At 61.0% G+C, this 20283-nt stretch carries 18 protein-coding genes and 4 pseudogenes; 12 read left to right on the top strand and 10 right to left on the bottom strand.

The annotated features are described in order from the left end of the window. Positions 1-3: 3 nt before the first annotated feature. The gene (gene mnmH, locus IPP03_22195; protein ID MBL0355210.1) at positions 4-1092 is read left to right on the top strand and encodes a tRNA 2-selenouridine(34) synthase MnmH; all 1089 of its coding nucleotides are present in this window, start codon (positions 4-6) and stop codon (positions 1090-1092) included. On the opposite strand, the gene IPP03_22190 is transcribed toward mnmH, so the two are convergent. Continuing rightward, positions 1065-1604, bottom strand: coding sequence for a class I SAM-dependent methyltransferase (locus IPP03_22190; GenBank protein MBL0355209.1), 540 nt, complete (start codon positions 1602-1604; stop codon positions 1065-1067). The two genes, mnmH and IPP03_22190, sit on opposite strands and share 28 nt — an antisense overlap. Here IPP03_22190 and IPP03_22185 point away from each other — a divergent pair. Together IPP03_22185 and IPP03_22180 are read left to right on the top strand one after the other, a co-directional pair. Continuing rightward, on the top strand, positions 1573-2007 hold the full coding sequence (locus IPP03_22185) for an OsmC family protein (protein MBL0355208.1): 435 nt from the start codon (positions 1573-1575) through the stop codon (positions 2005-2007). The two genes, IPP03_22190 and IPP03_22185, sit on opposite strands and share 32 nt — an antisense overlap. 89 nt (positions 2008-2096) lie before the next feature. Next, a pseudogene (locus tag IPP03_22180) lies at positions 2097-3434 on the top strand (CoA-binding protein). A gap of 229 nt (positions 3435-3663) precedes the next feature. Here IPP03_22180 and IPP03_22175 read toward each other — a convergent pair. Next, positions 3664-5057: pseudogene (locus IPP03_22175) on the bottom strand (IS1380 family transposase). A gap of 100 nt (positions 5058-5157) precedes the next feature. Between IPP03_22175 and IPP03_22170 the strand changes: the two are divergent. From IPP03_22170 to IPP03_22160, 3 genes and pseudogenes are all read left to right on the top strand, one after another. Then, positions 5158-6516: pseudogene (locus IPP03_22170) on the top strand (GNAT family N-acetyltransferase). Positions 6517-7234: 718 nt separating this feature from the next. Continuing rightward, the gene (locus IPP03_22165) at positions 7235-7579 is read left to right on the top strand and encodes a type II toxin-antitoxin system RelE/ParE family toxin (protein MBL0355207.1); all 345 of its coding nucleotides are present in this window, start codon (positions 7235-7237) and stop codon (positions 7577-7579) included. After that, positions 7576-7908, top strand: a complete 333-nt coding sequence (locus tag IPP03_22160; GenBank protein MBL0355206.1) for an XRE family transcriptional regulator — start codon at positions 7576-7578, stop codon at positions 7906-7908. Before IPP03_22165 ends, IPP03_22160 begins: the two co-directional genes overlap by 4 nt. A 257-nt stretch (positions 7909-8165) precedes the next feature. Here IPP03_22160 and IPP03_22155 read toward each other — a convergent pair. Then, positions 8166-8291, bottom strand: a pseudogene (locus IPP03_22155) (transposase). 359 nt (positions 8292-8650) lie between these two features. Between IPP03_22155 and IPP03_22150 the strand changes: the two are divergent. The 4 genes from IPP03_22150 (at position 8651) to IPP03_22135 (ending at position 12948) form a co-directional block, all read left to right on the top strand. Next, positions 8651-9124, top strand: coding sequence for a transposase (locus IPP03_22150; GenBank protein MBL0355205.1), 474 nt, complete (start codon positions 8651-8653; stop codon positions 9122-9124). Beyond that, a complete protein-coding gene (locus tag IPP03_22145; protein ID MBL0355204.1) occupies positions 9121-9321 on the top strand; it encodes a hypothetical protein in 201 nt (66 codons plus the stop codon). The genes IPP03_22150 and IPP03_22145 overlap by 4 nt, the downstream gene beginning before the upstream one ends. 136 nt (positions 9322-9457) lie before the next feature. Then, positions 9458-12031, top strand: coding sequence for a DNA mismatch repair protein MutS (gene mutS, locus IPP03_22140; GenBank protein MBL0355203.1), 2574 nt, complete (start codon positions 9458-9460; stop codon positions 12029-12031). Further along, positions 12028-12948 (top strand): hypothetical protein, encoded by a 921-nt coding sequence (locus IPP03_22135; GenBank protein MBL0355202.1) that lies wholly within the window; start codon positions 12028-12030, stop codon positions 12946-12948. Before mutS ends, IPP03_22135 begins: the two co-directional genes overlap by 4 nt. Here IPP03_22135 and IPP03_22130 read toward each other — a convergent pair. The 7 genes from IPP03_22130 to IPP03_22100 form a co-directional block, all read right to left on the bottom strand. Beyond that, a complete protein-coding gene (locus IPP03_22130; protein MBL0355201.1) occupies positions 12942-13436 on the bottom strand; it encodes a peptidylprolyl isomerase in 495 nt (164 codons plus the stop codon). The genes IPP03_22135 and IPP03_22130 overlap by 7 nt on opposite strands. 2 nt (positions 13437-13438) lie before the next feature. Continuing rightward, complete coding sequence (locus IPP03_22125) at positions 13439-13909, bottom strand: peroxiredoxin (GenBank protein MBL0355200.1); 471 nt, start codon at positions 13907-13909, stop codon at positions 13439-13441. 97 nt (positions 13910-14006) lie between these two features. Further along, positions 14007-14291, bottom strand: a complete 285-nt coding sequence (gene ftsB / locus IPP03_22120) for a cell division protein FtsB (GenBank protein MBL0355199.1) — start codon at positions 14289-14291, stop codon at positions 14007-14009. A gap of 6 nt (positions 14292-14297) precedes the next feature. After that, the gene (gene eno / locus IPP03_22115; protein MBL0355198.1) at positions 14298-15581 is read right to left on the bottom strand and encodes a phosphopyruvate hydratase; all 1284 of its coding nucleotides are present in this window, start codon (positions 15579-15581) and stop codon (positions 14298-14300) included. Between the two features lie 35 nt (positions 15582-15616). After that, positions 15617-15925, bottom strand: a complete 309-nt coding sequence (locus IPP03_22110) for a DUF1330 domain-containing protein (GenBank protein MBL0355197.1) — start codon at positions 15923-15925, stop codon at positions 15617-15619. Next, positions 15922-16758 carry a 3-deoxy-8-phosphooctulonate synthase gene (gene kdsA, locus IPP03_22105; protein MBL0355196.1) on the bottom strand — a complete coding sequence of 279 codons (837 nt, stop codon included), beginning with the start codon at positions 16756-16758 and terminating at the stop codon, positions 15922-15924. The genes IPP03_22110 and kdsA overlap by 4 nt, the downstream gene beginning before the upstream one ends. Continuing rightward, complete coding sequence (locus tag IPP03_22100) at positions 16755-18395, bottom strand: CTP synthase (protein ID MBL0355195.1); 1641 nt, start codon at positions 18393-18395, stop codon at positions 16755-16757. Before IPP03_22100 ends, kdsA begins: the two co-directional genes overlap by 4 nt. A gap of 104 nt (positions 18396-18499) precedes the next feature. Between IPP03_22100 and IPP03_22095 the strand changes: the two genes are divergently transcribed. Both IPP03_22095 and IPP03_22090 read left to right on the top strand, forming a co-directional pair. After that, positions 18500-19354 carry a tetratricopeptide repeat protein gene (locus tag IPP03_22095; GenBank protein MBL0355194.1) on the top strand — a complete coding sequence of 285 codons (855 nt, stop codon included), beginning with the start codon at positions 18500-18502 and terminating at the stop codon, positions 19352-19354. 18 nt (positions 19355-19372) lie between these two features. After that, positions 19373-20275, top strand: coding sequence for a histone deacetylase (locus IPP03_22090; GenBank protein MBL0355193.1), 903 nt, complete (start codon positions 19373-19375; stop codon positions 20273-20275). The last annotated feature ends 8 nt before the right edge of the window (positions 20276-20283 follow it).

Here is a 20283-nt window from a genome sequence, read left to right as displayed (position 1 = left end):
ATCGTGAGCGCCGACCGCACGCCCCTTGCCGATCTTGCGGATTTCGACGAAATCATCGACGTCCGCTCCCCCGCCGAATTTGCCGACGACCACATTCCCGGTGCCATCAACTGCCCGGTGCTCGACGACGCGCAGCGCATCGAAGTTGGCACCATTTACAAGCAGGTATCCCCGTTCGAGGCCAGGAAGGTCGGCGCCGCGCTGGTCTCCGAAAACATCGGCCACCACCTGCGTGAGCACTTTCTCACCAAGGCGCGGGACTGGAAACCCCTGATCTACTGCTGGCGCGGCGGCAACCGCAGCGGCTCGCTGACTACCGTCTTCCGCGCCATCGGCTGGAAAGCCAGCCAGCTCGACGGCGGTTACAAGACCTGGCGCAGCCACGTTGTCGCGCAACTCATGCGCCTGCCCCAAGCCTACAACTTTCGCGTTATCTGCGGCGCCACCGGCAGCGGCAAGACGCGCATCCTGCAGGCTCTCGCCGCCCGCGGCGAACAGGTGCTCGACCTCGAAACCCTGGCCAGCCACAAGGGTTCTGTCCTTGGCGTCCTGCCCGGACAGCCGCAACCAAGCCAGAAGTGGTTCGAAACCCTGCTCCTGCTCGAACTGGAGCGCTTCGACCCGGCGCGGCCAGTGTTCGTCGAGGCGGAAAGTCGCAAGATTGGCCGCCTGCAGGTGCCGGATGCCCTTATCGAACGTATCCGCGCCGGCGAATGCATCAGCATCGACGCGGCGCTGGCGGCCCGTGTCACCTTCCTGCTCGCCGACTACGACTACTTCCTGGGCATGCCCGACCTGCTGAATGAGCGCCTCGACATCCTCCGAAGCCTGCACAGCGCGGAAACCATGAAGCGCTGGCGAGACATGGTCGCGGCGGCCGAGTGGCCGGCGCTGGTTCGGGAATTGCTGGAGCAGCATTACGACCGGCTTTATCACCGCTCGCAGGCCCGCAATTTCAGCGACTACGGCGCCTTGAATGACACGCTCCCGGCAGGCGACGCTGCTAGCTTTTCGACCAATGATCTTTCAGCAAGCGGTATCGCCGACATCGCCGCGCGCATCATTCACTCGCGGACGGCGCAGATCGCCTGACGCATCCCCGGCTTCGGGCTGTCGGTATAACCTTCCGCGACGGCAATCTCGCGCAGCCCGGCGGCCCTGGCCACGGCACGCAGCTCCCCGTGACGCAGCAGGAAATCCGGAGTGGACGGCTTGCCGTAGACCTCGTTGCCAACCATGAAGGTCTCGTAGATCAGCACGCCGCCACTGTCGAGCAGGGCGCAGACATCCGGCAGACGTGGCCGCCACAGGTAATTGGTGACGATGACGCCGGCAAAGCGCTCGCCGGCCAGCGGCCAGTCGCCGCCTTCGAGGTCGAACCGAAGCGCCGTGATCCCGGCCACCTCTTGCAAACTGGAAATCGCCGCGAAATCGCGGTCGACCGCAACGACTTCGTAACCGGCCGCCGCCAACAGCCTGGCATGGCGACCGCGGCCGCAGGCGAGGTCGAGCACGCGCCCGCCGACGGCCACGAGCGGCAGATGGCAGACAACCCAGGGCGACGGGGCTATCATGGCGGGGTGTTCATTCGGGGAGGCAGTCATGGCGGAAGTCATCGTTCGCGAGAATGGTCAGGGAAGATACCAGCAGGAAGTCATCGTTGGCGAGCACCGATTGCTGGCCGACGAGCCGGTCGACGTCGGCGGCGCGGATGCCGGGCCGGCGCCGCTCGAATTCGTGATGGCCGGCCTCGGCGCCTGCACCTCGATGACCCTGCGCATGTATGCCGAACGCAAGGGCATCCCGCTGACGCGGATCAGCGTCAGCCTGGTCCACGACAAGGTGAAGGTCTCCGGCATTCCCCGCGATCGCATCGTCCGCGCGATCACGCTGGAAGGCGATCTGACCGTCGAGCAGCGTGCGCGGCTGCTGGAAATCGCCAACAAATGCCCGGTTCACAAAGCGCTGGAACAACCACTGATGATCGAATCGGAGCTGGTCGATTAGGCGGTATCCCCTAGTCCGGCAATGGAACTAGTTCTTAGGATATGTTAATATGGTGCATTGCAACATAATCTCCTAAAAAGAGGCTTTTCATGCTGGAACAGCACTATCTAACCTCGCTTTTCGAACCTGATGCGGTAGCCGTCATTGGCGCGTCCGACCGCGAAAATGCCGTCGGTAACGTCATTTTCAAGAACATTCTGGCGTCCGGTTTCAAGGGACAGCTTTTCGCCATCAACCCCAAGCACACGACCGTCCAGGGCCACCAGACCTACAAGTCGATTGAGGAAATCGGCGCCCGCGTCGACATGGCTGTCATCGCCACCCGGCCGCAGTCGATGCCGAAGATCATCGAGCAGTGTGGACGCAGCGGGGTGCGCAACGTCATCATCGTCAGTTCGGGGTTTTCCGAATCCGGCCATGTCGGCGCGGCGCTCGAGCGTAAGGTTCTCGAGATCGGGCGCGCTTACAACGTCCGCATCCTCGGGCCCAACTGCCTCGGCATCATCCGTCCCGACATCGGGCTCAATGCAACCTTTGCCAGCACGACCGCGGGTCGCGGCAATCTGGCCCTGGTTTCGCAATCCGGCGCCATGTGTTCGGCAGTGCTCGACTGGGCCAAGAGCAACCAAGTCGGCTTTTCATCGGTTATTTCGCTGGGGATGACGGCCGATATCGAGTTCGGCGAAATTCTCGATTACCTGATTTACGACAACCGCACGCACTATATCCTGATGTACGTCGAGGGCATCCGCAACGCCCGCCGCTTCATGAGCGCGCTGCGCTCGGCGGCCCGGATCAAGCCGATCATCCTGCTCAAGGCCGGGCGCCACGAAGCTGGAGCAATGGCGGCTTCCACCCACTCGGGAATGGCGGCGGTTTCCGATTCGGTCTTCGATGCCGCCGTCCGTCGCGCCGGCGTCGTCCGCGTCAGCAACATCGGCCAGCTTTTCTATGCCGCCAAGGCGCTGGCCTCGAAATTCCGGCCGCAGGGCAACCGCCTCGCCATCGTCACCAACGGCGGCGGGCCGGGCGCGATGGCGGCCGACCGCGCCGGCGACCTCGGAATTCCGTTAGCGCAGTTATCGGTCGAAACGATGGCCACGCTCAACAAGATCCTTCCACCCGACTGGTCGCACAACAATCCAGTCGACATTGGCGGCGATGCGACGCCGGAACGCTATCGTCAAGCCATCGAGTTGGTCACCGGAGATGTCAGCGTCGACAGCACGCTGGTCATGCTCTCGCCGCAGGCGATGACCAACCCTCTGGAAGTAGCCAAGACTATCGTTGAGATTGCCGACGAAACCAGCTGCTCGGTCATTTGCTGCTGGATGGGCGAGGAGCAGGTTGCCGGTGGCCGCAAGCTGCTCGAGGAATCAGGCATTCCATCCTTCCGCACGCCGGAAACCGCAGTCGAGATGTTCTATCCCGGATGTTTCATAAACCCGCCGTGCGATGTCAATGTCGTGCCATTCCAGCCGTGATGCGAGTCAGCTTGCTGCGAATTTTGCTGCCAACCCGCCACGATCGGCCAAATACCCCAACTTTTGGGCATCACACCCTGCCGCCATCGATCCCTGGACAGAGCGCTGGCGAGACCTGACCTCCGCTCAAGCGGATTCGAGTCGGTAGCATGAGACGGCGTCGCCGAGTCGATCAGGCCGGTGCCGGCGGGCGCGGGACGAGGTAAAGCAACTCGGTCACCCGCGCCAGCACCCCTTCATCGGACACGACGTAGGCAAGGACAGCTTGATCCGATCCTTGTACTGCACCACGCGCACCGCCAACTTAAAGAGTTTCAGGATAATCGACAGCGGTTGCGCCTTGGCCAGTTCCGTATGCACCAGCGTGTTCTCGCGCAAGCCGTGAATCAACCCATACGCCGCACACGAATAGAACAGCCGCAGGTGATTGGCGAGGAAGGCATGATCGGAGGTCCGGTCACTGGCCAAGTCGTTCTTCACCGCCTTGATGAAGTTCTCGTCCTGCCCTCGAGCACAGTACAGCTCTTTGTAAAGCACATCAGGCGTCGGGTCGGACAGCGAGGTCACCACGTACCGCGGGTTGTCACCCAAGGCCATCACCTCGGCCTTGACCACCACGCGGTAAGCCTTGGGCCACGAGCCCGCCTGATACTCGATATCGTCGTACAGTCGTGTCGCCGCAGGCTCGGCGTTCCCCAGGCGCTGGGCGTTGGCGCTGTGTGTCTGGTGCAGCGCACGGGCTTTCTTCAGCAGCGGCTCGGCCTTGGGCGAGAGCACCGGGTTGCCGGCCAGGCCGAAGAGGAAGTCCAGATGCGGATCGGACGCGCACAAGGCCATCAGTTCGGGATTCGCGAAGTGGCCATCCCCGCGCAGAATGATGTGGGTCTCGGGCCAAGCCTGGCGGAGCAAGCGCAGCACGCGCTTGATGATGGCCGCGTTCTCCTTGCCAGTCGGGCGTTTGCCCGGACGCAGGACGGCAGTAATGAACTTCCCGGAAAGTCCTTCGAAGAGAAACAGCGGCAGGTAGCAGTGATTCCCGTAGTGGGGGTTATAGAACGCCAGTTCCTGCTGCCCGTGAGTGGCATCCTCCGAGTGATCCATATCGAGCACGATCACGGCAGGCGCTTGGGCGTAGCTGGCGATGAAGGCGTCGACGAAGCTTTTGGCCAGGCGGTAAATGTCTTTGCGCGATACGCTGTTTTCGAGCCGGGAGAGCGTGGGGCCGGAGGCCAGGTCATTTCCCTCGTCCAGCGGGGCACGACCGACCGCCAGTTTGAACAGCGGATCGCGCCGCAGCGTGTTGGCGTCATTACCGTCGGCGTAGCCGCTGGCGGTCTGGAATATCCGCTGACGAAGCAGGTCGGCCAGGGGATGGTCAATGTACGAGGCGTGGCGTTTGTCGTGAATCGCGCTGACCAGGCGGGGAATCAGGCCGATTTGCAGGTCGATGCCACGCAACAGGAGTGCGCCAAAGTCGGAGGACATCGCCCCGCCGTCAAACTCTGCCCGGATCGTAAATCCGGCGCTGGCGGGAAAGCGAAGCTGGGTTGGGATAGAATGGTCCATGGGCGGTCTCGTTTAGGCTTCTTACAAAGCGTTATTGGCGTAACCCCTATTATATCAATGGGTTAAACGAGATTCGCCTGCTTTTATGAAAAATTCGGGCTATCACATCTCCAAGTATTTCCGGAACCAGAAGCTGCTCCTGCAGACACCCGAGCCAACCCGCCAGCATGACCGCCCGGAGGCCGAAGGTGCCAAGATGCTGATCGAGGCGCTGCTTTCCGAGCGCCGCAAGATTCTCTCGGAAATGGAATCGAAAGCCATCCTGCGCGCCTTCCGCGTGCCGGTCGCGCAGACCATGGTTGCCCGAACCGCGACCGAGGCGCTGCTTCTGGCTGAACAGATCGGATTCCCGATCGTCATGAAGGTCGACTCGCCCGATCTCCAGCACAAGTCCGAAGTCGGCGGGGTACGCCTCAACATCAAGAATGCGCCGGCCGTCCGCAACGCCTATCACGACATCATCGATACCGTGCAGAAGCGTCAGCCGAAGGCCCGGATCAACGGTGTTTCGATCGAGCCCTTCCTGTCGCGCCCGCACGGCCGCGAGCTGATGATCGGCGTCTTCCGCGACCCCATCTTCGGCCCGGTGATTTCTTTCGGTGCCGGCGGATTCGATGTCGAGGTGTTCAGCGACCGTTCGGTTGCGTTGCCGCCGTTGAACAAGTTCCTGGCCAGGGATCTCATCGATTCGACCCGCGCCTCGGTGATTCTCGGAGAGTTCCACAACATGCCTCCTGTCGACCAGAAGGCGCTGCGGGAGGTGCTGCTCTGCGTCTCGGAAATGGTCTGCGAACTGCCCTGGCTCATGGAACTCGACATCAACCCGCTGATTGTCGACGAGAAAGGCGCCATCGCCGCCGATGCGCGGATCGTCATCGACCATATCTCCGAAGCCACCGGTGATCGTTATGCGCACATGGCGATCTACCCGTACCCCGTCCACCTGACGCAGGAATGGCAGATGAAAGATGGAACGGTGGTCACCATCCGCCCGATCCGGCCGGAAGATGCTGAGATGGAGCAGGAATTCGTCATGGGCATGTCCGACGAATCGCGCTATTACCGCTTCATGGATACCCTGCGCGAACTGACGCCGACGATGCTGGTGCGCTTCACGCAGATTGATTACGACCGCGAAATGGCTCTGGTCGCCACCCATGCCGGTGATGAAGGCAAGGAAACCCAGATCGGCGTCGCCCGCTACGTGGTCAATCCCGACGGCGAGTCGGTCGAGTTTGCCTTAGCGGTGGGCGATGCCTGGCAAAAATGCGGCGTCGGCCGCAAGCTGATGACGGCGCTGATCGACTGTGCACGCCAGAAGGGCTATCGCGCGGTCGTCGGAGACGTTCTGTCGACCAACAGCAAGATGTTCAGCCTGATGACCAGCCTCGGCTTCAGTATCCACCCGCATCCCGACGACACTGTGGTCAAGCGCGTGATCAAGCCATTGTCCGGCTGATCGGACAATCGCCCGCAAAGCCGAAATGCTTGACGAGCCGCTTGTCCGCCGCGCGACAGCCGTCGCCAGTAAGCGCCGCCCGCGCGGAGCCGATGCGGTCTGCGTCGCCCTCGCCTCGCAAGGTAGTGGAATACTCATCCATTGTTGACCGTGGGATGCGGGGATGCGCGCCCGAACCAGGCGCCGCACGCACGCCGGCTAACCGGCTCAACAATGCCTGAACGTACCTGGGCCAGGAATTGCCTTGCTGCAAGCAATGTGTAGCCCGACAAGTTCGAATCTGGCAAGCACAGTGATTGAGGCAGATAATCAACAAGATCCGATGGTCAAGCCACTAGACGACTTCTCCAAACACACGCCGATTCTGTTGGGACACTGACTCAATGCGCTGTCAGAGATCGACTTTTCTCTTTCGCAGCAACAAGTTGGGCCGAGGACGGCCATCGCCTCACGGAGGTCGAATTGGCATAGATGGGCATGGTTTGGCGCTCAAATTGCCCCAAATTTGCCCCACAAAATCGGACCGCATACTAGGGCATAGCCAGTCGTGTGCGAACGTAGTTTTCAGGAGGCCACGCGACACTGCGCTGGACCATGACGGTGCCCGACGGACTGCGCAATTGATTCACTCGGCGGAAGCACTGGTTCAACGCACGCCCATCTTGAAGAGCTTGACTTGCGTCCTTGATGCGTATAAATTTTTATACACGGTGGAGTGATGAGTGACGAAAAAGAGATTCGCTGGGTAGGTTCCGCCTATGACGACTTGTTGGCATTCCCGGACGAACCACGCCGCTATGCCGGTTTTCAGTTGGGCAAAGTGCAAGTTGGGTTGGACCCGGACGACTGGAAGCCATTCGATGATGTCGGGGCCGGCACCAAGGAAATCCGCATTCGGGAAACCGGCGGCATCTATCGGGTGATGTACATCGCCAAGTTTGAGGAAGCCGTATATGTCTTGCACTGCTTCCAAAAGAAGACGCAGGCGACCAGTAAGCATGACAAGGGCATTGCCGAGGCGCGCTACCGCGCCGTGGTCAACGCGAGAAAGGTACAGAAATGAAGATCGACACCGAAATCCGCCATGTGACGAAGCCGGGAGCGAACCTCTTCCTGGAGCTTGGCTTCGCACCCGCTGAAGCCAAGCGTTTGCAGGCAGCCTCTCGCAAACAGATCAACGACACCCAGTTGCTGAAGCAGCAACTGATGGAAGAACTGTCCACCTGGATTACCGAGCATCACCTGAAGCAAGCCGAGGCCGCCGATATCCTGATGGTCTCGCGACCGCGCGTGTCCGACGTGGTGAACAAGAAGACGGCCAAGTTCACCATCGACACGCTGGTGGAAATGCTCAGTCGCGTCGGCAAGCCGGTCAAGCTGGCCATCGGTTGACACGCTGAACGACGGAGAACATGACACAGGTGTGGCCATGAAGTTTGCCTACGAAGATTTAGGCGACGATCAGTTCGAGAGCCTCATCGTGTTCTTGTATCAGTGCAAAGTCGCAGGGTACAGATCGCACCGCCCGGAACCCTTGGCCCGACTAGGCGATAGTCTCTCACCGGTGCATCCCCGCAAATGGAACACACAGCGTCGCTTCCAGACTGCTGCAGGATCGAACGCGTGCCTTCTGCTGATGCCTTAACTCAGTTGCGTAATGTCTGGTCACTCAGCCCGAGTTCCTTGACTACGGCGCTGATGGTTTGACCGTCTTTGACTCGTTTCACCGCCAGTTCCTTGAACTCGGCTGTGTATGCCTGCTTCGGTATTTTCATTTCCTGCCTTCCAAAAGTAACGTCAATCTTACGTCACCCTTGGCAGACGAAATTTCGGGGGAAGCTCAGTGCTCAATGTCCAAGAAGATACGGTTAGTCGTTTCGAGGATGTCCGGTTTCAGGTAGTTGACATCGGGCCCCATCTCATCCCTGTTGGCTTTCTCTTTAACGGTATCGATCATTTGCCTTCCTTCTAGTTTGGACATCACTTGCCATGAAAGGGGCTATCGTGTACTTGGAGACGATCAGGATAGGGTCCGCAACTTGCGATAGCAATGTGTGGTCGTGGGTTGCCCCCTACGTCAGAATAGTTGTCGCCTCGATAGAATCTCCCCCTGGGGCGGCGATAAAGGATGGAAATGGCAAGGTACTCAGAGAAGTTCAAAGGTAGAGCGGTAGCACGATTGTTGGCGCCGGAAAATGCAGCAATAGATGTGGTGGCCCGTGAAGTAGGCATTGGTTCGGGAACCCTTGAGCGTTGGCGAGATGACGCGCAGTCCATGCCCGCCCTCGGGCGGGCATGGACTGCGGCGGCGCGCCTGGAGGCGGTGATCGTCACTGCGGCGCTGGACGAAACCAGCAAAAGCGCGTGGTGTCGAGAGCACGGCGTTTATCCGGACGAGCTGATCAAATGGTGGGCCAGCGCCACGACAGCGTTGGCCGAACCGGAAGAAGTCAGAGCCAGCCCGCAAGCAACCCGACAAGACCGCAAATGCATCAAGGAACTCGAACGCGAATTGCTACGCAAGGACCGGGCACTCGCTGAAACCGCTGCCCTGCTGGTTCTCTCAAAAAAAGTCGCGGCGATCTTCAACAAAGGCGAGGCCGAATGATCGGCCTTGAAGATCGCCAAGCCTTGGCCCAAGACATCCATACCGCCCATGTCGCCGGTGCTCGGCTCAGGCTTGCCTGCGAGGTAGCCGGCATCGAGTTACGCACCTTGCAACGCTGGAAAGCCATTGAGGGCGGCATCTGCGCAGATCGCCGGCCCTTTGCGCCCGACGCCCAGGTGACTACTCGATGCTCGTGAAGGTCTATGGCCGCTGGATAGATTCGGAGTCCCCCGGAGAGCTGGGGCGCATCTGGCAGGGCATGAAGAAACTTGCACAAACTGCCCCAAATTTGCCCCAATGAAAACATTAAAATAATATAAGTGATTGTTTTTAATGAGTAAAGAAGACTTATCTACGCACACGCCGATGATGCGCCAGTATCTCGCGCTCAAGGCGCAGCATCCGGACACGCTGCTTTTCTATCGAATGGGGGATTTCTACGAGCTGTTCCACGAAGATGCCGAGAAGGCAGCGCGCCTGCTCGATATTACGCTGACCACACGCGGCAAATCGGCGGACGTGCCGATCAAGATGGCCGGCGTGCCATTCCACTCGCTCGAGCCTTATCTGGCCCGCCTGGTCAAGGCCGGCGAATCGGTGGTCATCTGCGAACAGATCGGCGACCCTGCCACCAGCAAGGGGCCGGTCGAACGCGCAGTGAGCCGCATCGTCACGCCGGGCACGCTGACCGACGCCGCGCTGATCGACGACAAGCGTGATATCTGGCTGCTGGCGCTGGCCACGACGCGCAATAGCGCTGGACTGGCGCGCCTCAATCTGGCCAGCGGCGAGTTCATCCTGACTGAAGTGCCGGTCGAGCAACTGGCCGCGTCGTTGGAGCGTATCCGCCCGGCCGAAATCCTCTATCCGGAATCCTGGCAATTCGACTTCACACCGGACGTGGCACGGACCCGCCAGCCGGACTGGTATTTCGAGTTCGACTCGGCGCGACGTCTGCTCTGCGAACAATTCAAGGTCGCCTCGCTGTCCGGTTTCGGCGCCGAAGGCCTGCGCCCGGCGATCGGCGCCGCCGGCGCCCTGCTGCAATACGCACAGGCCACGCAAACCGGCAATTTGCCGCATTTACGGGCGTTGACCGTGGAACTCGAAGGCGCCTACCTCGGCCTCGATCTCGCCACCCGGCGCAATCTGGAACTGACCGAAACCCTACGCGGCCAGCCGGCGCCGACGCTGTTCTCGCTGCTCGACAACTGTGTCACCAGCATGGGATCGCGCCTGTTGCGCCATACCCTGCACCATCCGCTGCGCGAGCGCGATATTCCTGCCGCCCGTCATGGCGCGGTCGCCGCCCTGCTCGAAGACTACGGCCGGATGGCCGGCGAGGTGCGGCGCGAACTGAAGGGCATCGCCGACATCGAACGTATCGCCGGGCGTATCGCCCTACGCAATGCACGGCCACGCGACCTGGCCAGCCTACGCGATTCGCTGGTTGGACTTCCGGCCTTGCGCGCGCCGCTGGTCGAATCCGTCTCGCCCCTGCTTGACCAGATTACTGCCGACCTCGAAACACCGCAGGCGACGCTCGCTCTGCTGGTCCGCGCCATCGCCGCCGAACCTTCGGCCCAGATCCGCGACGGCGGTGCGATTGCCCCCGGTTTCGATGCCGATCTCGACGAGCTGCGTTCACTTAACGACAACTGCGGCGCCTATCTGGTCGACATGGAAGCCCGCGAGCGCGAGCGCAGCGGTATCGCCAGCCTCAAGGTCGAATTCAACAAGGTGCATGGCTTCTACATTGAAGTCACCCACGCCAATACCGACAAAATTCCCGACGACTATCGCCGGCGCCAGACGCTGAAGAATGCCGAACGCTACATCACTCCGGAATTGAAGGCCTTCGAGGACAAGGCCTTGTCGGCCCAGGAGCGCGCGCTGGCCCGCGAAAAACTGCTCTATGAGCAGATCCTCGACCAACTGCTGCCGGCCGTTCCGGTCCTGCAAACCATCGCCCGCGCCGTCGCCCAGCTCGACATGCTGGCCGGCTTTGCCGACACCGCGCTGAAACGCAACTGGAGCAAACCGGAATTTACCCCCGAAATCGGGTTGACCGTAACAGGCGGCCGCCACCCGGTGGTCGAGGCAGAAATGGTCAACGGCGCCGAGACGTTCATCGCCAACGACTGCCGGCTCGCCGAAAACCGCCGCCTGCTGCTGATCACCGGCCCCAACATGGGCGGCAAATCGACCTACATGCGACAGACGGCACTGATCGCCCTGCTCGCCCATATCGGCAGCTACGTTCCCGCCGACCGCTGTGTGCTCGGCCCACTCGACCGCATCTTCACCCGCATCGGCGCTTCCGACGACCTCGCTTCCGGGCGCTCAACCTTCATGGTCGAGATGACCGAAGCCGCTGCCATCCTGCACCATGCCACAGCGCAGAGTCTGGTGCTGATGGACGAGATCGGGCGCGGCACCTCGACGTTCGACGGCATGGCGCTCGCCTTCGCGATCCTGCGTCACCTGATCGACAAGAACCGCTGCCTGACGCTGTTTGCGACACATTACTTCGAGCTGACCCGGCTGGCGCACGAATATTCCGAATTGGCCAACGTGCACCTCGACGCAGTCGAGCACAACGACCGCATCGTCTTCATGCACGCGGTCGAGGAAGGCCCGGCCAACCAGAGCTACGGGATCCAGGTGGCGGCACTGGCCGGCATTCCGGCCACCGTTGTCCGGGCAGCGCGCAGGCAACTGCGCGAATTCGAGCAGCGCGCTGTAGTCGACCCGCTGCAACCGGATCTTTTCGCGCAATGCGCGCCGGAACCGGCTGAACCGGAGCCTGACCCGGCGCTTGAACGACTGGCCACCATCGACCCGGACAGCCTGACCCCGCGCCAGGCGCTCGATGCGCTCTATGAACTGAAGAAATTGGCGCGATGAAACGCTGGCTGCTTGGCGCCTGCCTCTGCTTGTCGCTTCTGGCGCATGGCGAGACCTGGCGGTTCGCGCTGATTGGCGACGTACCCTATTCGGACTACGAACGGCGCGAATTACCGCACATGCTCGACGCGATAGCCGACACCAACGTTGCCTTCGTCGCCCATATCGGGGATATCAAGCACGGCCAAGGCCGTTGCGCCGACGAAGTCTTCAAGGATCGCCGGCAGTTATTCGCTGCCAGCCGTGTACCTTTCGTTTTCGTGCCGGGCGATAACGAATGGAGCGACTGCAGCCGCCTGTCGAACGGTGCCTACGATCCGCTGGAAAGGCTCGCCGCGCTACGCGTACTGTTCTGGCAGCGTCCCGACTCACTGGGCCGCAAAACGATAGCCCTTGAACGGCAGCCGGGCGATTACCCGGAACACTCGCGCTTCCGCCTCGGGCCAGTCCTCTTTGTCACCCTCAACCTACCGGGGCCGGACAACAATTTTGGCTGGCGCGATCAGGCAAGCGCCGAGTTCCAGGCACGCAATCCCGTTGTTCTGCATTGGCTTACAGAGAGTTTCGTGATCGCCCGGCAAGAAGAACTGGTCGGCATCGTGCTGCTGTTTCAGGCCGATCCCGGGTTCAAGAACTTTTCACAAGGTCTGGTGCACCGGGGATTTCGCGAATTTCTCGAAACCTTACGTCGGGAAACGCTGGCCTTTGGTGGCCAGGTGGTTGCCGTTCATGGCGACACCCATATCAGCCGGATTGATCATCCGTTGCGCGGCGACAACGGAAAGCCAATCGCCAACCTGACCCGTGTCGAAACCTTCGGTTACCCGCTGATGGGCTGGACGCGCGGAATTATAGACACTGATTCACCGACACTGTTTCGCTTCGAGACTCGCCCCTGGCCACCACCAGCTCAGTGACAGGTTTCCTCGTCATTGTCCCCGCTGTGGACATGACCGTGTTCCAGTTCCTCGGCACTGGCATCCCGAATCGCCGTCACCGTGCAGGTGAAAATCAGCGCCATGCCGGCCAGCGGATGGTTGCCGTCGAGCACCACCTTGTCATCGGCGATCTCGGTCACGCGATAGATGACGAAATCGTCGTCATCGCCCTCTTCCGGTCCACCCTCAAACTGCATGCCGACCTCGAGTTCCTTGGGGAAATCCTTGCGCGGCTCGACCTGGACCATTTCGGCGTCGTAATCACCAAACGCTTCGTCCGGCTGCAGCTTTACATTGACCGATTCACCGATTTTCTTGCCTTGCAGGGCTTCCTCGATCTTCGGGAAAATATCTTCATAACCCCCATGCAGATAGACGAGCGGCTCACGCCCTTCGTCCACCACTTCACCATCGGGATCGGTGACGTGATAGTCGAGGGTAATGACGGAATTCCTGGCAACCTGCATGTTCATGAATTGAGTTCCTTGACGAGGCGCAGCACTTTCAGTGCGTGGCCCTTGTAATTGACGTTGTAGAGGGCGTGACGAATCACGCCGGACTTGTCGATGATAAACGTGGAGCGAGCGACCCCAAACTTCCGGTGGCCATCCACTTGACGGGCCTGCCAGACGCCGTATTTCTTGCAGACGACGCCTTCCGTATCGGACAGCAACTCAGTGCCGATGCCTTCTTTATCGCGAAACTCGGCGTGTTTCAGGCATTCATCGCGACTTATTCCAAAGAGCACGCAATCCTGACGCTCGAATTCCTCCTCGTGATCCGAAAAGTCGGTGGCCTCCATCGTGCACCCGGGCGTCCCGTCCTTGGGGTAGAAGAAGAGAACGACGTGCTTCCCACCCCGGTAACTTGCGAGATCGATCCTGGCCATATCGGCATCCGGCAATGAGAACGCCGGTGCGTAATCGCCAACCTTCAGCAGCATGTAATTCTCCTTGGGCGCTCAGTGAGGTAACGCTTTGAGCGATTCTAGCGGAGGGAAATGCCGGTGACTACTGCGGTCGACGCCTTTATTTTGCTTATTTTCCGGGAAGTTTTTCCGGTATCTGAACGAAACTCTCGTCCTGGCGGATCATGCCCAACTCGAATCGGGCGCGCTCCTCGATCGCGTCGTAACCCTGCTTGAGATCGCGGACCTCGGCGTCGAGGCCCGCATTCCTGATCTCCAGCTTCTTGGTCACTTCCTTCTGCTGCTCCAGTTGACGGTCGTAATCCCACACTTTCAGCCAGCCGCCTTTACCCAGCCACAGCGGGTACTGCAGCATGGCGACCAGAGCGAGAAGGCCGACCGTCAGCCAGCGCATCAGGCGTCAGCGCAGGTTGTAGAAGGTCTCACGACCGGGGTACGAGGCGGTATCGCCGAGATCTTCCTCAATGCGCAGCAACTGATTGTACTTGGCGATACGGTCGGAACGCGACAGCGAACCGGTCTTGATCTGCCCGGCGTTGAGACCAACGGCGATGTCGGCGATGGTGCTGTCCTCGGTTTCACCGGAACGATGCGAGATTACCGCGGTGTAGCCGGCGCGCTTGGCCATCTCGATGGCGGCGAAGGTTTCCGACAGCGTGCCGATCTGGTTGATCTTGATCAGGATCGAGTTGGCGATGCCTTGCTTGATGCCTTCCTTGAAGATCCGCGTGTTGGTGACAAAGATGTCGTCGCCAACGATCTGCACCGTCCTGCCCAGACGCTCGGTAAGCAGTTTCCAGCCGTCCCAGTCGGCTTCGGACATGCCGTCCTCGATCGAGACGATCGGAAACTGGTCGGCCAGGTTGGCCAGGTAATCGGTGAACTGGGCGGAAGTCAGTTGCAGGCCTTCGCCGGCGAGGTGGTACTTACCGTCCTTGTAGAACTCGGAAGCGGCGCAGTCGAGTGCCAGCAGCACGTCCTGACCCGGAACATAACCCGCCTTCTCGATCGCCTGCATGATGATCTCGAGCGCCTCGGCATGACTGCCGAGATTCGGGGCGAAGCCACCTTCGTCGCCGACTGCCGTCGAGTGGCCCTTCTTGTCGAGCAGCTTCTTCAGCGCGTGGAAGATCTCGGCGCCGCAGCGCAGGGCTTCGCGGAAACTGGTCGCACCAACCGGCATGATCATGAATTCCTGGATATCCAGGCTGTTGTTGGCATGCTCGCCGCCGTTGATGATATTCATCATCGGCACCGGCATCTGCATCGGGCTCATGCCGCCGAAGTAGCGGTACAACGGCAAGCCGGATTCCTCGGCCGCCGCCTTGGCGACCGCCATCGAAACCGCCAGGATGGCGTTAGCGCCGAGACGCGACTTGTTGTCGCTGCCGTCGAGGTCGATCATCGTCTGATCGATGAAAGCCTGCTCCTGGGCGTCGAGTCCGATGATGGCTTCGGAGATTTCGGTATTGACGTTTTCGACCGCCTGCTGGACACCCTTGCCCAGATAGCGGCCGGCATCGGCGTCGCGTAGTTCTATGGCTTCGCGTGAACCGGTCGAGGCGCCAGACGGCACGGCGGCCCGCCCCATGATGCCGCTCTCCAGCAGCACATCAGCTTCAACGGTGGGATTGCCACGAGAATCGAGAATCTCGCGTGCAACTACATCAACGATTGAACTCATGTTTATTCCTTTTATCAACGGATTGAAATAACTACTTAAACCAGATTATTAATACCAGAAACGACCAGCATGTTCATTTCAGCGGCACTTTCACGCGCCTTGCGGGCTGCCTGGTATTCGGGAGAACGATAAAAAGACTTTGCCTGCTCCGTGGAAGCGAACTCGACGATGACCAGACCTGGAATGTCGGTCCACTTCCCTTCGAGAATCTCCGCGGCGCCTCCGCGCACGAGATACCGACCGCCATACTGGGCAATTGCCGCCTGAGCCAGACCCTTGTAGATCTCGTAGGCCGCGACATCGCTGACCTTCGTCTCGACAATCAGATAGCCCTTCTGGCTCATTTCAGCTCCTCCAACCCGGCCGCCTTGACTACCCTGTCAAGCGTGACCAGCGTCGTCAGCAGCGATTCCATGCGATCGAGCGGCCAGCTGTTCGGCCCGTCCGACCAGGCCTTTTCCGGGCACGGATGGGTTTCCATGAACAGGCCGGAAATGCCGACGGCGACTGCCGCCCTTGCCAGAACCGGCACGAACTCACGCTGCCCGCCGGAAGTCGTTCCCTGCCCGCCCGGCAACTGAACGCTATGTGTGGCATCAAAAACGACCGGACAACCGGTTTCACGCATGATGGCGAGGCTGCGCATGTCGGAAACGAGGTTGTTGTAGCCAAAGCTGGCGCCGCGCTCGCAAACCATCAGGTTGTCGGCGCCGCCATTCACTTCGCGCGCCTTGTCGACTACGTTTTTCATATCACCGGGTGCGAGAAACTGGCCCTTCTTGATATTGACCGGCTTGCCGCTCGCCGCGACGGCATGGATGAAATCGGTCTGGCGACAGAGGAAGGCCGGGGTTTGCAAGACATCGACAACCGCTGCCACCTGTGGAATTTCGTCGATGCCGTGCACATCGGTCAGCACCGGCACGCCAACCTGGCGCTGTACTTCGGAGAAGATGCGCAGACCTTCGTCCAGCCCCAGGCCGCGCACTGAAGTGCCGGAACTACGGTTGGCCTTGTCGTAAGAAGCCTTGAAAATGTACGGAATTCCGAGTCGACCGCAGACTTCCTTCATGGCGCCGGCAACGTCGACGCACAATTGTTCGGATTCGGCGGTGCAGGGGCCGGCGATCAGGAAAAAAGGCTGGTCAAGACCAGCCTCGAAACCGCAGAGCTTCATCTGCCTTGGGCCTGTTGATTGGCCAGCGCCGCCTTCACGTAGGAGATGAACAGCGGGTGGCCCTGACGCGGGTTGGAGGTGAATTCGGGGTGGAATTGGCAGCCGACGAACCACGGATGCGTCTCGGCGGGCAGTTCGACCATTTCGCACAGTTCGGTACCCGGGGCACGTCCCGCGACCCTCAGACCCTTCTCTTCGAGTTGAGGCAGCAGCGCGTTGTTGACTTCATAGCGATGCCGGTGGCGCTCGGTGATTTCCGGTACGCCATAAATTTCCCGGGCCAGCGAGCCATCGGCCAGCTTGCAGGCCTGGGCGCCGAGGCGCATCGTGCCCCCAATGTCGGAATCCTCGCCGCGCTTTTCGACCTTGCCGGAGGCATCGAGCCATTCGGTAATCAGGCCGATCACCGGGTACGGCGTGCCCTGAACGAACTCGGTGGAATGGGCGCCAGTCATGCCGGCCACATTGCGGGCAAACTCGACGACGGCCAGCTGCATGCCGAGGCAAATGCCAAGGTAGGGCACCCTGTTCTCGCGGGCATGGCGGATCGCCGCGATCTTGCCCTCGGTGCCACGCCGGCCGAAGCCGCCGGGAACGAGAATCGCGTCGACGCCTTTCAGCACCCCGCAGCCTTCCCTCTCGATATCCTCGGAGTCGATGTAAACGATATCGACCCGGCTGCGGGTATGGATGCCGGCGTGCTTGATCGCCTCAATCAGCGACTTGTAGGATTCGGTTAATTCGACATACTTGCCGACAAAGGCGATTCTGACCCTGTGCTGTGGATGTTCCAGGGCGTCAATAAGCCTTTTCCAGACCGACAAGTCGGCTGCCTTGGCCAGAATGCCGAGTTTGTGGCAGACGATCTCGTCAATCATCTGCTCGTGCAGCATGGCCGGGATCTTGTAGATGGAGTCGGCGTCAAGGCATTCGATGACCGCTTCGGGCATCACATTGCAGAACAGCGCGATCTTGCGCCGTTCCTCGGCCGGAATAGAACGGTCGGCACGACAGAGCAGGATGTCCGGCTGGATGCCGATTTCGCGCAACTCCTTGACCGAATGCTGGGTCGGCTTGGTTTTCAGCTCGCCGGCGGTCGGGATGTAGGGCAGCAGCGTCAGGTGCATGTAGCAAACGTTGATGCGGCCCTCCTCGATACCCATCTGGCGGATGGCTTCGAGGAAAGGCAACGACTCGATGTCGCCGACCGTGCCGCCGACTTCGACGATCGCCACGTCGGCGCCTTCGGCTCCCGCCTTGATCTTGCCCTTGATCTCGTCGGTGATGTGCGGAATGACCTGGACGGTCTTGCCGAGATACTCGCCGCGCCGCTCCTTCCTGATTACCGCGTCGTAGACCTGACCCGTAGTGAAGTTGTTGCGCCGGCTCATCTTGGCGCTGGTGAAGCGCTCGTAGTGTCCGAGATCGAGGTCGGTCTCGGCGCCGTCCTCGGTGACAAAAACCTCGCCATGCTGGAAAGGACTCATCGTGCCCGGGTCGACGTTGATGTAGGGATCGAGCTTGATGTGGGTGACCCGAATGCCGCGGGATTCGAGAATGGCCCCCAGCGATGCGGCGGCGATGCCCTTGCCCAGCGAGGACACGACACCGCCTGTTACGAATACGAATTTGGTCATGGAAAGACAGGCTGCGGGAAAGCCGAATGATAGCCGAAAAGGAAACAATTCCTCAAATCGGCATAATCTATAATTCCCCTTTCTTTATTGACTGGCCTTTCCCCATGCCCCAATTTTCCTTTGACGTCTCCATCGAAGAATTCGAAGCCAAGGTCATCGAGCCCTCGTCGCAGGTACCTGTGGTCATCGATTTCTGGGCGCCATGGTGCGAACCGTGCAAGACGCTGAAGCCGATGCTCGAAAAGCTCGCTGAGGAGTATGCCGGCCGCTTCCTGCTGGCCAAGGTCGATTCCGACCAGAATCCGGAGCTGGCGCAGCATTTCGGCGTGCGCAGCATTCCTTCGGTCAAGGTGCTTTTTCAGGGACAACTGGTCGACGAGTTCAATGGCGCGTTGCCGGAAGGCCAGATCCGCGCCTTCCTCGACCGCATCGCCCTGCCCGCTGCCGGCGGCAACCCGCGCGAGGAGGCTGCCGCCCTGGTCGCCGAGGGCAGTCTCGATGAGGCGCTGGCCAGGCTCTCGGAAGCCAGCCGGGAAAGGCCGGATGACGAGGCGCTGCGTCTCGATGCCATCGATGTCCTGCTGCAACTCGGACGTAACGACGAGGCCGGACAGTTGCTCGCCAGCGAATTCACCCTCGAAGCCGGGCGCGCCAATGCGCTGCGCGCCCGTCTGGCGCTGGCCGCTGGCGCTGCCGACACCGGCGAACTGGAGTCCAGGCTTGCCGCCGACCCGGCCGATCACGCCACCCGCCTCGAACTGGCGCGCGCCTACGCCGGCCAGAACCGCTTTCGCGAAGCGCTCGAAAATGCGCTTGAGGTTGTCATCCGTGACCGTTTCTTCGACGAAGGCGCCGGTCGCAAGGCGCTGCTGCAAATCTTCGAGGCCCTTGCCGGCAGCGAACAGTACGACGACCTGGTTCGCGAATTCCGCCGCAAGCTGTCCGCCGCGCTGAACTGAACCGCGCGTACCTCGGCGGTGGATCTTTTCTACACCGACGTCTTTGTCCTGCCCCTGCCGGCAGGCCATCGTTTCCCGATGGAAAAGTACGTTCGCTTACGCGCCGAACTGCTCGCCACCGGTGAGTTCGCCGAGAGCGACTTTCACCTGCCGCATGCCGCCAGCGACGAGGAGCTGGCGCGCGCCCACGATCCCGAATACATCCGGCAGGTCTGTTGCGGTCAACTGCCGGAAAAGGCCCAAAAAGCCATCGGCTTTCCATGGAGCCCGGGCATGGTCGAACGCTCGCGGCGCTCCGCCGGCGCAACGATCTCGGCCTGTCGTTCGGCCCTGCGCGGCGGCGCCGTGTCGGCCAACCTGGCCGGCGGCACCCACCATGCCTTCCGCGATCGCGGCGAGGGATTCTGCGTCTTCAACGATGCCGCCGTCGCCGCTCGCGCCATGCAGGCCGAAGGTCGCGCCGAGCGGGTGCTGATCGTCGATTGCGACGTCCATCAGGGCAACGGGACCGCCAGCATCCTTGCCGGCGACGACCGCGTCTTCACTTTCTCGATCCACGGCGCCCGCAACTTTCCGTTCACCAAGGAAGCCAGCGACCTCGACATCGAGTTGCCCGACGGCTGCACCGACGACGCCTATCTGACCCGCCTTGCGGAAGGTCTGGATACCGCCTTCGACCGGGCCCGGCCCGACCTCGTCATCTACCTTGCCGGCGCCGATCCTTACCGCGACGACCGCCTCGGCCGCCTCGCGCTGAGCTTCGCCGGCCTCGCCGAGCGCGACCGTCGGGTGCTCTCGCGCTGCCGGATGAATGCGATCCCGGTCGCCATCGCCATGGCCGGCGGTTATGCCCGGCAGATCGCCGACACCGTCGCCATCCACGCATCAACGCTGCGGCTCGCCCGCCGGATTTGGGGATAAAATTTCCC

It is taken from the genome of Candidatus Dechloromonas phosphoritropha (assembly GCA_016722705.1).
GTDB lineage: Bacteria > Pseudomonadota > Gammaproteobacteria > Burkholderiales > Rhodocyclaceae > Azonexus > Azonexus phosphoritrophus.
The sequence above is the reverse complement of the archived record's forward strand: the minus strand, read 5'-3'. Positions and strand labels throughout refer to the sequence as shown.